Below are 14,882 nucleotides of genomic sequence, written 5' to 3'. Positions count from 1 at the left end.
GATGGAGAGGAATGGGAAAGGAAGGAGACGCTGCCATGGATGAACGGCGTGTTCGATTTATTGAAACCGCGATGAAACTATTTGCGGAAAAAGGGTATCATGCCACCTCGATTCAAGATTTGGTTGAGGCGTGGGGCATTTCCAAAGGGGCGTTTTACCACCATTTCGCTTCGAAGGAAGAATTGCTGCTCGCTGTACTTCGCCACTACAGTGAAAAAATGGTGGCCGATTTCACGGCGGCTGGCGGGGATGGCCCGGAAAAGGAGCGGTTCATCCGCCAGTTGGCAGCCCATTTCTCCCATGTCCGCGAGTATAAGGAATTTTTGCATATGGTGATGGTGGAACAATTGCCGAGAGTGAACCCCGAAGTAGGGCAATATATGTTCCGCCAGCATGGGCGCCTTTTTTTATGGTATTGCACCCGTCTGGCGGAGGTGTACGGAGAGGAAGTCGGTCCGTATGTGTATGATGTCGCCATGATGACCAACGGCATCATCCGACAATATTTGTTTTACTTCTTTTTTCGCGAGGAGGCGTTTGATGCGGACGCAGCGGCTCGTTTTCTCGTGCGCCGCATTGATGCCATTGTTGCTAGCTTTGCGGCCGGCGAGCGCCCGTTGTTGACCGAGGAGGCGCTCGTGCCATGGATAGAACTCGAAGAGCGCGAGCGCAAGCGCCAGCGGGAGCGGCTGGTTTCGGCGTTCGCCGCCGTCCGGGAGGCCGCCAACGGGCTCGATCCGAAGCAGGCGAACGATGTGCTTGAAGCCGTAGCGGCGCTGGAGGAGGAAGTGCTTGGGCGCAATGAGCCGCCGCGCGCCTATATCGTTGAAGCGCTGCTTTTGTATTTGCGCCATCAACAGGCGCCTCGACTTGCGTCGGCTTTGGACGCACTGAGCCAAGAAATGGAAGCGTATCAACGACTCAATGGATGGGAGAGAGAACCATGGAAAAAGCGTTAACAGTGCCAGCGAGCACCATTCGTCATCGTCCGTTGCTCATTACCGGGTTGATCATTGCCATGCTGTTTGCGGCATTAGACGGGACGATCGTCGGCACGGCGATGCCGCGCATCGTCGGGGAGCTTCACGGATTGGGGATTATGACGTGGCTGACGACAGCGTATATGTTGACGTCGACGACGGTCGTGCCGATCGCCGGCAAGCTCGCCGACTTATTGGGCCGTCGGATTGTCTATGTGAGCGGGTTGGTCATTTTTATGGCTGGTTCAGCGCTTTGCGGCATGGCGAGCGATATGACCGAGCTCATCATTTACCGCGGCATTCAAGGACTGGGCGGCGGGATTATGATGCCGATGGCGATGATTGTCATCGGTGACGTGTTCACCGGCAAGGAGCGGGCGAAATGGCAAGGGGTGTTCGGCGGTTTGTACGGTCTCGCTTCAGTGCTGGGCCCGCAAATCGGCGGCTTTATCGTCGACCATTTGAACTGGCGCTGGGTGTTTTACATCAACTTGCCGGTCGGCATTCTCGCCACGGTGCTGATTGCGATGGGGTTAAGCAAATATAAAGCCGAAGGGCCGGTGAAATTTGACATCGCCGGGATGGCGACGTTGACGGCGGGCGTCGTCAGCTTGTTGTTGGGGTTGACGTTTGGCGGCGACCGATATCCGTGGGGGTCGTGGCAAATCGTTTCGTTGTTTGCGGCCGCGGTTGTCTTTTTCGCTTTGTTTGTTTGGGCGGAAAAACGGGCGGAGGAGCCGATCATTCCGCTTCGGTTGTTCCGCAATCGGACGTTTACGCTGCTCAATGGCATCGGCTTTTTCATGAGCGTCGGCATGTTTGGCGCGATTATGTTTGTGCCGTTTTTTATGCAAGGCATTGTCGGTGTGAGCGCCACCCAATCCGGGACGATTATGACGCCGATGATGATCACGATGATCATCGGCAGCGTCCTTGGCGGTCGACTGGTATACCGGATCGGGGTGAAGCCGCAGCTGATCATCGGCATGGCCGTTATGGCGTCCGCATTTGGGCTGCTTGGCACGATGGATGTCGAGACGTCGAAATGGACGGCGACGATGTATATGATCATTCTCGGTCTTGGCACAGGGCTCGTGATGCCGATTTTGACGCTCGCCCTGCAAGAAAGCTTTCCAAAATCGGAGCTTGGCGTCGTGACGTCTTCAAGCCAATTTTTCCGCTCGATCGGCGGGACGTTTGGGATGACGGTGCTTGGCGCCATCATGAACCACCGGTCGAGCGCCTTGCTTGACGAGCGGCTCATGCCAAAGCTCGAAGCGCTGCCGGCGCAGGCGAAAGGGCTTGTCGACCGCTTTGCCGGCATGATCCATGATGATCCGCAAGGGCTGTATTCCGTTCTGCTCAGTCCGGAAGCGATGGCCAAGATTCCAGCGCTGCTGCGCGACATGTTCGTGCCGGTGCTGAAGCAGTCGCTTGTCGACTCGCTGCAATCCGTCTTTTTGTTCGGGCTCGTGTTTATCGCTGTGGGCTTGTTGTTGGTGTTCGGTTTGAAAAGGATCACCTTGTCTGATCGGACCGAGGCGATGAAGCAGTTGAAGCAGGCAGAGGAGAAGGCCTAGCGGCATGCGAATGAAGAAAAGAAAACGGCGGACCGCGCCTCATTCGCTCAGGCGGCGGGCCGCCTTTCTTTTTGGCGGCGACGAACAAAACTCCCCCGGAGCGATGAGGCATCCGGGGGTGAGGTGCCAATGGAAGCCGGCGGCTCGCTCCGTGCGGCCCATTTCGCCAGGCGGTTTCGCATCGACGTGATGCCCGGCGCATGGCGGTTTCACGGTGACGATTCGCGATGGCTGGTTACGTTGCGCCCGCATCCGCGCTTTGGCCGAAGACGCGCGAGCGGGTGAGAAAGCGGACGCCTTCCGGGCCTTCGAGCGAAAACATGCCGCCGCGCCCGGGGACGACGTCAATGATGAGCTGCGTATGCTTCCAATATTCGTATTGCGCCTTGGCGATGTAAAACGGGCAGCCGCCGATTTCGCCAAGCAAAACGTCGGAATCGCCGACGATCAACTCACCGAGCGGGTAGCACATCGGCGAGCTGCCGTCGCAGCAGCCGCCGGATTGATGGAACATGAGCGGACCGTATTTCGCCTTTAATTTTTCAATCAATTCTAACGCTGCTTCGGTGGCGATGACTTTCGGTTCATCAGGCATCGGATGCACCTCCTTTCGCATCATGGCCAAAGACAGGCTCCTAGAGCAGCTTTGCTGGATTCGTCGAATGGAACGGTTGTTGCGTCGTTTTCCATTCCATCATCAAAAGGCGTTTGCGTGGTTTTGGCGGTGACGGATGCAACAGTGGGCAAAAGGCAGCGCGTCGGCGCTGCCTTTTGCCGTGGAAGAGCAGGTGGGCCAATGTTAGAACAAGCCAAGTTTTTTCGGCGAATAGCTGACGAGCAAGTTTTTCGTTTGTTGGTAATGGTCGAGCATCATTTTGTGCGTTTCGCGGCCGATGCCGGACATTTTGTAGCCGCCAAACGCCGCGTGGGCCGGATAGACGTGATAGCAGTTCGTCCAGACGCGGCCGGCTTGGATGCCGCGGCCGAAGCGGTACGCGGTGTTGATGTCGCGCGTCCAGACGCCGGCGCCAAGGCCGTACAGCGTTTCATTGGCGATTGAAAGCGCTTCGTCGTGATCTTTAAACGTTGTGACCGCGAGCACTGGGCCGAAAATTTCTTCTTGGAAAATGCGCATTTTGTTATGCCCTTTGAAAACGGTCGGCTTGACGTAATAGCCGCCGGCGAGTTCTCCTTCGAGCATGTTCCGCTCGCCGCCGATCAAGAGCTCAGCGCCTTCCTGTTTGCCGATGTCGATGTATGACAAAATTTTCTCGAGCTGTTCGGAGGAGGCTTGGGCGCCGATCATCGTTTCCGTATCGAGCGGATTGCCTTGCTTGATTTGCTTGACGCGTTCAAGCGCCCGTTCCATAAAGGCATCGTAAATCGACTCGTGGATGAGGGCGCGCGACGGGCATGTGCACACTTCGCCTTGGTTTAGAGCGAACATCGTAAACCCTTCGAGGGCTTTATCGAGAAACTCGTCATCTTTGTCCATCACATCAGCGAAGAAAATGTTCGGGGACTTGCCGCCAAGCTCAAGCGTGACCGGCACGATGTTTTGCGAGGCGTACTGCATGATGAGCCGTCCGGTCGTCGTTTCACCGGTGAACGCCACTTTCGCCACGCGTGGATTCGAGGCGAGCGGCTTGCCGGCTTCTAAGCCAAAGCCGTTCACAACGTTGACGACGCCAGGCGGAAGCAAATCTTCGATGAGTTCGATGAGAACGAGGATCGACGTCGGCGTTTGCTCCGCCGGTTTCAAGACGACGCAGTTGCCGGCCGCGAGCGCTGGAGCGAGTTTCCAGGCCGCCATTAAAATCGGGAAGTTCCACGGGATGATTTGCCCGACGACGCCGAGCGGTTCTTTGAAATGATAGGCGACCGTGTCGTAATCGATTTCCGAAATCGTGCCTTCTTGCGCGCGAATGCAGCTGGCGAAGTAGCGGAAATGGTCGATGGCAAGCGGGATGTCAGCCGCCAACGTTTCGCGGATCGGCTTGCCGTTTTCCCATGTTTCCGCAACGGCGAGCATTTCCAAGTTTTCTTCCATCCGGTCGGCGATTTTGTTCAACAAACGGGCGCGCTCCGCTGGAGACGTGCGTCCCCATGCGTCTTTTGCCGCATGGGCGGCGTCAAGCGCCAGTTCGATGTCCGCCGCTTTTGAGCGCGGCACTTCGCAATACGGCTGTCCGGTGATTGGCGTGATATTTTCGAAATACTCGCCGTCGACCGGCGGCACCCATTTGCCGCCAATGAAGTTTTCGTAGCGCTTTTTAAATGTGACAAGCGCGCCTGGCTGGCCTGGTTGTGCGTAGATCATCCCCGATTCCTCCTTCATTTGAGTTTTTTGTATTCGCTTACAAACGAAAGAATATTATAAAAATTCTTTCCAATGAATACAATATCATGGCTGGACAATACTGTCAAATCGAAAATGCCAATGCGGCAGTATAGATGGTGATGAGAAAAGGCGCCCCGCCGCTTTTGGGGCACCTTTGGTTGGCTTCAAGGACTTGAATCGACGGTTTGTCCATCAATCGACTTCCAGGCCTTCCAGCCAGCGGCTCGCGTAGACGCTGCAAAGATGATGGAACACTTCGATCGCCTCGTTCGGGTCGGCGGCGAAAAAGACGCTCGCTGCCGTTTCGTTTTCTTCGCGGACGAACTCAAGCAAAAAGTCGGTGGCGATCCGGTTGAACAAAAGAAGCGCACCGTAGGAGCGCTCAAGCTGGCGTTTCCGCTCGAGCGGGTCATCGATGGACAAAAACGGACGCTCATAGCGGGCCGTCATCTCTGACAGTCGGCGCTGGATCTTGCGCTGGGCGTCAGTGAGCATCGCCTCGATCGTCTGTGGCGATAGAAAGGTTTGCTCGCGCAGCATATAGCCCCAAATTTGCTTGAGCGCATGAGCCGATTCGCTCGCAAACGCGATGTTGCCGAGCAGATCGGCAACGTATTGGTCGTCGTCATCGGTTTGAATGCGCAGTTTCATAATGATTTCGAGCACATCGGAATGAATTTTTTCTTTCCGCCATGATTTCGTCAGCTCATGAAGCAAGACGGAAAGCGAGCGTGCCAATTCTTCTTTCGTCATGATCAGCCAGTCCTTTCCCAGCAACATCGTTCCCTTTCTCATTGTATCATGACGGCTGTCTGTATAAAGCAGATCCGTTATTTTTCCGAATTGACCGAGGAAAACGGCGGTTTGGGCGAAGGCCGGGAGCCCACCGTTTCATAGACGATGCATAGGTCTGAAAGGGATGTCGCTTAGCTGTCCGCTGCTGGTTATCGAGGTGCCAGTTGCTCAATGAAAAGAGTTGACGTATGATGGAGTCAAAAACGATAGAAACGATTGGGCCGGGCGGCATATGTCTGAAGAGAGGAAAGAAGGCAGCGTCAAAAGTTCTATGAAAACTCCACACGAGCCATCCCGTTGGGCATCGTAGGGTATTCTCAGAGCCAGATTCGCCCTTGACCAATACCCGCCAAAGGAAAGAAAGGAAGGGGAGAGAAGATGAAACCGGTTCGTTTGCGCGGCCATCATTTGCTTTGTGTGCACGGGTTTCGCGGCATGGGCTACAGCCCGTCGTTCGTGGAAAAAATGTGGGAGATCGTGGCCCGCATTCGCGATGAACACGACGATTTCCCGATTGAAGTCGTCGCGGCGCTCGATGAAGCGTGCCTCGCCTGCCCACATCATGGGGAGACAACGTGTGAAGCCGGCCCGAATTCCGATGCCCACGTCCGTTCGCTTGACGGAAACGTCATTCGCCATTTAGGCTTGGAGCCGGGCAATGTGTATTGGAAGTCCGAACTGATCCGGCGGACGGCGGAACGGGTCAAGCCGGATGATTTGGACGAGTTATGCCGCAACTGCTCGTGGCTGCCGTATGGCGTCTGCAAAGAAGGAATCGCCAACGTCCGCCGCGGCAATGTGGCACAAACGTGAGGCAGAGCGGCCGTTTTCGGAAAAAATCGAGGAGGAACGATGGAAAAACGGCGCTGTGCTGAACCATCATCCGTTTGTCAAGGCGGGGGGGCTGTTGCAGCACCGTCTTTCCATTGACGAAGCACGGCGTCATCTGTTTTGAAGAGAGTCATGGCCGGCGATGGCGGCGTTTTGGGACGTTCGCGGAAATTTCTAAAAAATGAATAGTTCCATGGGCGGAAAAATGTGATATGATAAACAATTATAGAGACTTTCGACAGAAAGGGTCATGAACGATGAAAGTAGCTAAATTCGGTGGAAGTTCGGTGGCGAGCGCCGCGCAATTCCGCAAAGTGGCTGATATCATCAGCTCGGATATCGAGCGCCGCATCGTCGTCGTGTCGGCGCCGGGGAAACGGTACAAAGACGATGTGAAAGTGACCGATATGCTCATCCAGCTGGCCGAACAAATTGTGGCTGGCGAGCCGCATGAGGAAACAATGGAAGCGATCGTGAAGCGGTATGCTGACATTGCCAATGAGCTGGGGCTGGAAGCCGACGGCTTTTTGGCCGAGCTTGTCGATGACTTGCAGTCGAAAATCAGCGCCTATCGAAGCGAGCCGCCTCGGTTGTTTGACGCCATTAAAGCGAGCGGCGAAGACCATAACGCAAGGCTCATGGCGCTCTATCTGCAAGATTGCGGGCTTGAGGCGAGCTACGTCAGCCCACTTGAAGCCGGCATTATCGTCACCGATGAGCCGGGCAACGCCCAAGTGCTGCCGGAGTCGTACGACAAACTGAAGCAGCTGCGCGAACGTCGCGGCGTTTTGGTCATCCCGGGATTTTTCGGCTATTCTCGGTCGGGCCATATCGTCACGTTCCCGCGCGGCGGGTCGGATATCACGGGCTCGATCGTCGCCGCGGGCGTCAAAGCGGACGTGTACGAAAACTTTACCGACGTCGACTCGATTTATTGCGTCAATCCGTCGATCGTCGCTGATGCCCGCAAGTTGAAAGAAATCACGTACCGCGAGATGCGTGAGCTGTCGTATTCCGGATTTTCCGTCTTTCATGACGAGGCGCTTGAGCCGGTCTATCGCGCCGGCATCCCCGTTTGCGTAAAAAACACAAACAACCCGGCCGCTCCAGGCACGTGGATCGTCGCCAAGCGCAATCATATCGACGAACCAGTCGCCGGCATTGCGAGCGACACTGGCTTTTGCAGCATCAACATCAGCAAATACTTAATGAACCGTGAGATTGGCTTTGGCCGGCGTGTGCTGCAAATTTTAGAAGACGAAGGCATCTCCTACGAACATACGCCGTCCGGCATCGACAACATGTCGATCATTTTGCGGGCAGATCAACTCGTGGATGGAAAAGATGAGCGCATCCTCGCCCGCATCCGCGAGGAGCTTGCCGTCGATGAGGTGACGATTGAGTACGGCTTGGCGCTCATTATGGTCGTCGGCGAAGGGATGGAAAAAACGATCGGGATGGCGGCGAAAGCCACGACTGCGCTCGCCAACGCCAACATCAACTTGGAGATGATCAACCAAGGTTCGTCCGAAGTGAGCATGATGTTCGGCGTCAAAGAAGAAGTCGTCAACGAGGCGGTTCGCGCCTTGTACAACGCCTACTTCCAACAGGCAACCGTAAGCCCCCTTTCCTAACGCGAAACAGGCGTCCGAAACTCGGGCGCCTGTTCTTATGTACCGAGAAGCCCCCGCTTTCACGCGATCAGCCGAAGGGGGGAATGAATCAGCGTCTTCCATCATGGATGTCCCCCAACGCCGCTCAAAATATCTTGAAAGAAGGACTTCGTTGGAACAGCCAAGTCACAGGGACAGACGGGAATGGTCTGGCTGGCAGTCTGCCTTATGGCAGGTGTCCCCGAGAATCTCCCATCTCTAAGCGTTTGCGTAGGTGGGAGAACGTTCAAGCGCTCTAAGCCGAGCTTTCTTCTTTTTTCGCTGGTTGGCGTACATAAGAGCGGCATGTTCGGAAAATACTACCAATGTACGTCAAAGAAAGCGGAAGGGAGGAAGAACGAATGCGGCAATGGCTAGGAATGGCTGTGCTTGTCGCCGTTTTCGCTTCGTTTCCGGCTGGGGCGGCGGCCATCAGCCGAAGCGAGCTTGAGCAGTACGCTGAGAGCGTCGGCTGGACAGTGAGCGACCTGTTGGCTTATTTGGATCAATACGGCTTGACAGCCGCCGATTTTCGCACCATGGATGAGATGAAACAATGGCTCGGCACACCCATCACTGACGAGCGGCTTCATGCCGTTCTGCGCCGGCACGGGCTGACGGTTGAGGAGCTCGAGGCGCTGCTTGGCCAGTTTGGCGAAACGGTGCAAGACTACACATTTATCGAAGACTTAGACCGGGCCATCCGTTTTTACTCGCAGCACAACGCCGCCATGCAGCAAATCAACGACTTGCTTGGGGCGCTCGGGATGACGGAACAAGAAGTGCGCGCCCTCACCCGCCATATTGCCTCGCTTGACGACCCGCAGTTAGCTGGGCGGCTGGCGGCGCTTCGTGAACGGCTGCGTCCGTTTGCGGAGATGGAAGGGCCGTGGACGGAAACAGAGCGCCGCAAACTGCGGGCGATGTGGGAAGAGGGGCTTCGCTTGCTTAAACTTGAGGCGGACGAGCCGGACATAAAGGCGGCCGGAGCGGAGCCGATCCGCATTCGATTGTACAACCGCCAAGGCGAGGAGGTCGCCGATATCGCCATAACGCGGGAGATGTTGACATCGGGCTACATCGTCCGCGCGGGGGAGAAAGGCATTGACGCGGGGCTGCTCGCTGTAGAGATGAAAGGAAAGATGTATGGGGAAAAACTACCGGAGACGGCGTCACCGTATTTGACCTATACGTTGGCCGGACTGATGCTCGCTTCCGCCGGGTTCCTTCTTTACCGGCGGGTCAGGCGGCTGAAAGGGTGAAGGAACGTGAACGGCAAGCCCGCGCGGGTTTCGTGGGGGCGCCGGGCCGCCCAATGGGCGGCGCTGGCGGCGATCGTCATCGGAGCGGCGATGGCCGGTTGGAACGGCTATTGGTACACCGTCGGCTGGATGGCGGTCAAGCGGGATGCTCCTGCGCCTTCCTCACCGCCGGCCGCAAGCCTTCCAGCGGAACGTTCGGCGCAAAAAGACGCACCGCTTGGCGTCTACCTTGGTGAACTCGCCATCCCAAAGCTCGGGGCGGCGATTCCCGTGTATGAAGGCGTCCGCGAACAAGAATTGCGCCGAGGTGTCGGCCATTATCCAGCGAGCGATTGGCCGGGGGGACGAGGGCATGTCGTGCTATCCGGGCACCGCGATACTGTGTTCCGCCGCTTTGGCGAGCTTGAGATCGGCGATGCGCTTATCATTCGGACGGATCGCGCCGCCATCCATTACCGCATCGTCAACATCCGCATCGTCGATGACGACGACCGGACCGTTTTGGTCGAGAAAGCGCGCCCAACGCTGACGGTGACAACGTGCTACCCGTTTCGCCTCATCGGCCGCGCTCCGAAGCGCTGCATCGTCACCGCCCGCCCGGTTCGGGTTGATGCCCTGGCGTTTCCAAGAGGATGATCCACTTGCCTGCAGGAAGGCAAACAAAAAGGCTGGAAAGTGCGCTCTCCAGCCTTTTACCTTTTCCGTTCCTGCGGCGCCTTGGCATCGATTCGCTCATGCATTTGCTGGCGAAACTCTTGAAGCAGCGCCTCGCCTTGCAGCCCTTTCTTGACAAGGCCGGCCAGCACGACTTCCGCCAAATGGGTGCGCCGCGGGATCATCAGCCCTTCCATCAAGACGCTAATGTGGCCGTTCATTTTCGTGATCGAACGGACGGCGACGAGCATGTTGGCCGGGTCGTTGCTCGTGTGGGTGATCGTCACTTGCAGTTGAAACTCTGGACGCCGCTGCAAGCTCACAAACATTGGCTCATAGTCGTCATCCAAATACGCCTCCACGAGCCAGCGGTTTTGCCCGTCTTCTTTGTTGATGATCAACCCGTCAATAAACGGGATGTCTTGGCGGTGCATGTCGTCGTCGATGACAGAGAGCCCGACAAGCTTGAACGTTTTCATCTCGTCCACCTCGTTACCGTTGTCTTATCCAAGATTATAGCACAGGCGGACGAGGGAAGAAAAACGGGATGCCGCCCTTCCTGCTGAAAAACGATCTGCATATTTTCCGGCGGATGGCAAAAACGCCATTTTGCCCCGCCATTGTCGACGAAGATTTCGCCTTTTTCGCTGGATTGTATCCATAGAGTGCGCAAAAAAATGCAAAAATCGCGATTTTACGACCCAAAACGAGATTCGTTATCATAAAGGTGCGGTGGAGGAAAGGGGGGATGCGCCAACACATGATCAACCAAGTCGTGTTGGTCGGCCGGTTGACGAAAGATCCCGAGCTTCGCTACACGGCCGAAGGGGCTGCCGTCGCGACTGTCACACTGGCGGTGGCGAGAAATTTCCGCAACGCGGAAGGGGGGATTGACGCCGATTTCGTTCCATGCGTTTTATGGCGGAAAACAGCGGAACATACCGCCAATTATTGCCGAAAAGGTTCGATGGTGGCGGTGACGGGGAGAATCCAAACGCGCCGCTACGATAAAAAAGACGGTCAACGCGTCTATGTCACCGAAGTCGTCGCGGAGTCCGTCCAATTTCTCCACTCCGGAAAGAAACCAGAATGGCCGGAGCACGTATAGTCGTTTCCCCATACATGCCTTTCAAAGCGAATCCCCAAGAGAAAGAACGTGTCCCCAAACACTCCCCCAACGGATGGCGCTAGCACGTCGTTGTTAGCGCTTTTTTTCAGCATGAGGGGAGCTACATGAGCTCGGAGCACTCTTTTACGATCGTCACGATCATCGTTTCGACATGTTTTCGCTTTTTATCCGGCAGCTTCGCGAGCGTGTACACCGCTTCGCTCATCTCTTGGTTATGAAGCAAGTAGTCCAACGCCGCGAGCACCGTTTCGTGCACGTCCGCCGTTCCGTACATGTCCGTCACTTCGCGCAACAGCTCGCGCTGGCGCGTTTCGCCGCCAAGCAAAAAATCGGCGCTGACGTCAAACAACTGGCAGAGCTTCTCAAGCGACTGCACATCTGGAAGCAAGCTGCCGTTTTCCCATTTGCTGATTTGCGAACGCGACACGTTCAGCTGCTCGGCCAGCTCTTCCTGTGTCCAGCGCCGTTGTTTTCGCAGTTGTTTGAGCGTCTCCCCCAAGTTTGTCATCGTTCGTCACCACGCTTTTCATCATTACTCTTTAAAGATAGAAAAGCATGGAGTCAATGGTTGTTCCTTTTTCGCTCATTTCTATCTTTGTTTCTAAATCAGAACAGATTTGTCCGTGATTTCGTCGTTCGGCATCTTTTTTGTCCAGGAAGGACATAGTACAATTAGTTAAAAATGGGAAATTACGAACCAAAAAGAGGGGGTCAAGGTGAACATCTATCTTGCCGATTTTGTCATTTGTGAACGAAACGGGGAGAAACACGCCCAAAAAATGTGCCACATCTATATTAAGGAAATGAAAAATCCGTTTTCCGTGCGGCTGAAAACGATCGCCCCGGCCAGTTTCACCGATTCGCTGCGCTCGCTGAAAAACGAAGGTGGACGGATGCGTTTTGCATCGGAAGGCGAGGCGCTGTTCCGCACGATCACCTGCTCAAAGGAAGCCCAGCTCTATTTTGTATTTAAATGCACGAGCCAGCTTTACATGTTTATCGTCAAGCTCGATCTTCGCCAAAAAAAGTTTACCGTCGCCCTTTATGAGTGGAACGAACCGAGGCAAAAATACATCCCGATCCGCGCAGATGAATGGCTGGCGATGGAAAAACAGCTCATTTATGAAGTGCTGCAGTCGATTTACCTTGTCGACGATCGATGCGTGTCGTATTTGTTCACGTATCCGTCGCCTCCGAAGCGAAGCATGCCCCGTTCCGGCGCATAAACTTCTTCCTTCTTCCAATAAAAAAAATCGTTTCCTTTCATGGCTTTCGTCCGTTATACTGAAAATATAGAACATTACTATTTTTGGCTGCGGGATGTCAAGCCGGCCTGAGGAACTATCCCGCATGAGGCCTCGATGAAAGATGAAAAACGAAACAGACGGCGAAGGGAGAGGGCGCATCCGTGAAACCGAATCACGTTGTTTTCGCCGCTGCCATGGCTTCTGCCTTTTTTCTCGCGCCGGACGAGAGCCAAGCGGCGGAATGGAAGAAAGGCATGAGTTCTCCTGAAATCAAACAGCTCCAGCAGCGCTTGAAAGAAAAAGGCTTTTTCACGTATCCGCAAGCGACCGGCTACTTTGGCGCCATTACCGAAGAAGCGGTCAAAGCGTTCCAACGGGCGATGAACTTGCCAGCCACCGGCATCGTCGATGACGCCACCTACGCGAAGCTCAAAAGCGCGCCTGCGTCAAACGACACGCTCGCCATCGGTTCCCGCGGCGCGGCCGTCAGTGATTTGCAACGCCGGCTGAAACAGCTCGGCTATTTTCGCTATCCGCAAATCACCGGCTACTACGGCGCGGTGACGGCCGATGCGGTGAAGCAGTTTCAACGGGCGAACGGACTTCCCGCCACCGGGCGGGCGGACCGGGCGACGCTTGAGCGGCTGAAGCAAAAAGAAGAAGGTTCCTCGCCCTCACCGTCTGCGGCGCTGACCGTTGGGGCGCGCGGCGACGACGTCCGCGAGCTGCAGCAACAGCTTAAACAACTCGGCTACTTTACGTATTCGGACATCACCGGCTACTATGGGGTGCTGACCGCCGACGCCATCCGCCGCTTTCAACGCGACAACGGCCTGCCAGTGACCGGCGCGGTCGACAACCAAACCGCTGCCCTCCTCGCGAGCGCAGTAAAAGCGAAAACACCCCCGCCTGCAACAGCCGAACGCCCAGCGATACGCCTTTCGATTGGTTCGCTCGGCGAAGACGTCAAGCGCATTCAGACAAAGCTGAAAGAGCTCGGCTACTTCTACACGGCCATCACCGGCTACTACGGCACTGCCACCGCCGATGCCGTCCGCCGTTTCCAACAAGCGGCCAAACTCCCAGCGACCGGCATTGTTGACGGCGAAACATACGAGCGCCTGATCGGACAAGCCCCTGCGGCGAAGCTGGATGTCATCGAACTTGTCGCCGATGCGGCTGAGTTGCTCGGAACCCCATACGTTTGGGGCGGCGATGCGCCGGAAGAGGGATTTGACTGCAGCGGCTTCATTTTCTACCTGTTCCAGCAACAAGGCGTCCCCATCCCGCGCACCGTCGCCTTGATGTGGAATGCAGGCGTATCGGTTTCCGCCCCGGAAGTCGGCGACATCGTCTTTTTCGCCACGACCACCAACGGCCCATCGCATGCCGGCATCTATATCGGCAACGGCCAGTTCATCCATAGCGGCGCTTCGACTGGAGTGACGATCAGCCGCCTCGACCAATCGTATTGGAAACAGCGGTACTTGGGGGCGAAGCGGTTCTTTTAGCATGCTGGAACGACAACGATGACCAAAATGAGGAGGAAAACGAAGATGAAACATGCATCCCAAATGGCAGCCGCCATCTGCCTCGCCGCCGCCATCGCCCTCGGAGGAAATGGACAAACAGTTGACGCCGCCGTCCAATGGGGGCAAGTCCAATGGAAACAAGGCATGATCGGCAAAGTCGCCATTTTGCGCGACACGCCTCTATACCGCCTGAACGGAGCGGCATGGCAGACCGCCATGACGGTGAAACAAGGGCGCGAGTATCGCGTCTACAGCCAAAAACGGGCAGGCGGCGCCGTCTATTACAGCCTCGGCGGTGGACTGTATGCCAAACAAGGGGACGCCATCCAATACGTGCCGTTCACAAAAGACGAACTTCTCGCCCTTGTCGCCCGCTCATTGAAAGGGCAATACATTCTTCAGGCAGGAAATGAATCCGTTCCGTTCGTCATTGAGCGGCAAAAAGGAAATCGTCTGTTCGGCTGGTACTTATACGGCCAAAATATGTCATTGCCGCTTGAAGGCCGCATCGACGGCGCAACGGTGACGCTCTCCATTTTCTTCAACGACAACGCCGAAGCGATCGCCGACTCGATCTCTTACTTAAAAGCGTACAACGTGCCGAAGGAAGAGATCGAAAAAATCGCCGAACAGCTCGCCAACAGCGGCGATTACGCAATGCAGCTGCAATTTTCCATCACGAACAGCCCGGAACAATTCGCAGGACAGTTCCGCTTTCTCGATTTGTACTTGAATGACCGCTATGACGTCGTCAAAATGACGCTTGGCCAACCGATGGACGTCACGGTGAAGAAAAACGATTGATGTTTTTGCACAAAATGTTTGCCAACCAAAACCATCAAACTGCCAAAATATCGTTCTAAATTTCTGTTACAGGCA

General features: G+C 55.6%; 16 protein-coding genes. 11 read left to right on the top strand and 5 right to left on the bottom strand.

The window, feature by feature from the left end:
* Positions 1-35: 35 nt before the first annotated feature.
* Both ACR1UW_RS00475 and ACR1UW_RS00470 read left to right on the top strand, forming a co-directional pair.
* Complete coding sequence (locus tag ACR1UW_RS00475) at positions 36-959, top strand: TetR/AcrR family transcriptional regulator (protein ID WP_456307977.1); 924 nt, start codon at positions 36-38, stop codon at positions 957-959.
* Positions 944-2,560, top strand: coding sequence for an MDR family MFS transporter (locus tag ACR1UW_RS00470; RefSeq protein WP_498934242.1), 1,617 nt, complete (start codon positions 944-946; stop codon positions 2,558-2,560). Before ACR1UW_RS00475 ends, ACR1UW_RS00470 begins: the two co-directional genes overlap by 16 nt.
* A 235-nt stretch (positions 2,561-2,795) precedes the next feature.
* On the opposite strand, the gene ACR1UW_RS00465 is transcribed toward ACR1UW_RS00470, so the two are convergent.
* From ACR1UW_RS00465 to ACR1UW_RS00455, 3 genes are all read right to left on the bottom strand, one after another.
* Positions 2,796-3,155 carry a DUF779 domain-containing protein gene (locus ACR1UW_RS00465; RefSeq protein WP_047819072.1) on the bottom strand — a complete coding sequence of 120 codons (360 nt, stop codon included), beginning with the start codon at positions 3,153-3,155 and terminating at the stop codon, positions 2,796-2,798.
* 204 nt (positions 3,156-3,359) lie between these two features.
* Complete coding sequence (gene adh / locus ACR1UW_RS00460) at positions 3,360-4,880, bottom strand: aldehyde dehydrogenase (RefSeq protein WP_498934240.1); 1,521 nt, start codon at positions 4,878-4,880, stop codon at positions 3,360-3,362.
* A gap of 213 nt (positions 4,881-5,093) precedes the next feature.
* A complete protein-coding gene (locus tag ACR1UW_RS00455; RefSeq protein ID WP_014196843.1) occupies positions 5,094-5,681 on the bottom strand; it encodes a hypothetical protein in 588 nt (195 codons plus the stop codon).
* A 393-nt stretch (positions 5,682-6,074) separates the two neighbouring features.
* Between ACR1UW_RS00455 and ACR1UW_RS00450 the strand changes: the two genes are divergently transcribed.
* From ACR1UW_RS00450 to srtD, 5 genes are all read left to right on the top strand, one after another.
* Positions 6,075-6,509, top strand: a complete 435-nt coding sequence (locus ACR1UW_RS00450; protein WP_025039145.1) for a DUF1284 domain-containing protein — start codon at positions 6,075-6,077, stop codon at positions 6,507-6,509.
* Entirely contained in the window at positions 6,493-6,651 is a 159-nt protein-coding gene (locus ACR1UW_RS00445) for a hypothetical protein (RefSeq protein WP_155266779.1), read from the top strand. The genes ACR1UW_RS00450 and ACR1UW_RS00445 overlap by 17 nt, the downstream gene beginning before the upstream one ends.
* Positions 6,652-6,784: 133 nt before the next feature.
* Complete coding sequence (locus ACR1UW_RS00440; RefSeq protein ID WP_014196839.1) at positions 6,785-8,161, top strand: aspartate kinase; 1,377 nt, start codon at positions 6,785-6,787, stop codon at positions 8,159-8,161.
* Positions 8,162-8,541: 380 nt separating this feature from the next.
* The gene (locus ACR1UW_RS00435) at positions 8,542-9,441 is read left to right on the top strand and encodes a processed acidic surface protein (protein ID WP_033012456.1); all 900 of its coding nucleotides are present in this window, start codon (positions 8,542-8,544) and stop codon (positions 9,439-9,441) included.
* A gap of 6 nt (positions 9,442-9,447) precedes the next feature.
* A complete protein-coding gene (gene srtD / locus ACR1UW_RS00430; RefSeq protein ID WP_014196837.1) occupies positions 9,448-10,077 on the top strand; it encodes a class D sortase, LPxTATN-specific in 630 nt (209 codons plus the stop codon).
* A gap of 56 nt (positions 10,078-10,133) precedes the next feature.
* On the opposite strand, the gene ACR1UW_RS00425 is transcribed toward srtD, so the two are convergent.
* On the bottom strand, positions 10,134-10,574 hold the full coding sequence (locus ACR1UW_RS00425) for a YwpF-like family protein (protein ID WP_013146485.1): 441 nt from the start codon (positions 10,572-10,574) through the stop codon (positions 10,134-10,136).
* Between the two features lie 269 nt (positions 10,575-10,843).
* Between ACR1UW_RS00425 and ssb the strand changes: the two genes are divergently transcribed.
* Positions 10,844-11,203, top strand: coding sequence for a single-stranded DNA-binding protein (ssb, locus tag ACR1UW_RS00420; RefSeq protein ID WP_011232661.1), 360 nt, complete (start codon positions 10,844-10,846; stop codon positions 11,201-11,203).
* 121 nt (positions 11,204-11,324) lie between these two features.
* On the opposite strand, the gene ACR1UW_RS00415 is transcribed toward ssb, so the two are convergent.
* Positions 11,325-11,732 (bottom strand): helix-turn-helix domain-containing protein, encoded by a 408-nt coding sequence (locus ACR1UW_RS00415; protein ID WP_033008231.1) that lies wholly within the window; start codon positions 11,730-11,732, stop codon positions 11,325-11,327.
* 208 nt (positions 11,733-11,940) lie between these two features.
* Here ACR1UW_RS00415 and ACR1UW_RS00410 point away from each other — a divergent pair, with 208 nt between their 5' ends.
* The 3 genes from ACR1UW_RS00410 to ACR1UW_RS00400 all read left to right on the top strand — a co-directional run bounded on the left by ACR1UW_RS00410 (position 11,941) and on the right by ACR1UW_RS00400 (position 14,807).
* A complete protein-coding gene (locus ACR1UW_RS00410) occupies positions 11,941-12,450 on the top strand; it encodes a hypothetical protein (RefSeq protein ID WP_068895184.1) in 510 nt (169 codons plus the stop codon).
* Positions 12,451-12,632: 182 nt separating this feature from the next.
* Positions 12,633-13,982 (top strand): C40 family peptidase, encoded by a 1,350-nt coding sequence (locus ACR1UW_RS00405; protein WP_498934235.1) that lies wholly within the window; start codon positions 12,633-12,635, stop codon positions 13,980-13,982.
* Between the two features lie 45 nt (positions 13,983-14,027).
* Positions 14,028-14,807, top strand: coding sequence for a hypothetical protein (locus ACR1UW_RS00400; RefSeq protein ID WP_062898983.1), 780 nt, complete (start codon positions 14,028-14,030; stop codon positions 14,805-14,807).
* The last annotated feature ends 75 nt before the right edge of the window (positions 14,808-14,882 follow it).

The sequence above is a fragment of the Geobacillus lituanicus genome, assembly GCF_050994965.1.
GTDB lineage: Bacteria > Bacillota > Bacilli > Bacillales > Anoxybacillaceae > Geobacillus > Geobacillus stearothermophilus.
This window is presented reverse-complemented; position numbering and strand designations above follow the sequence as displayed.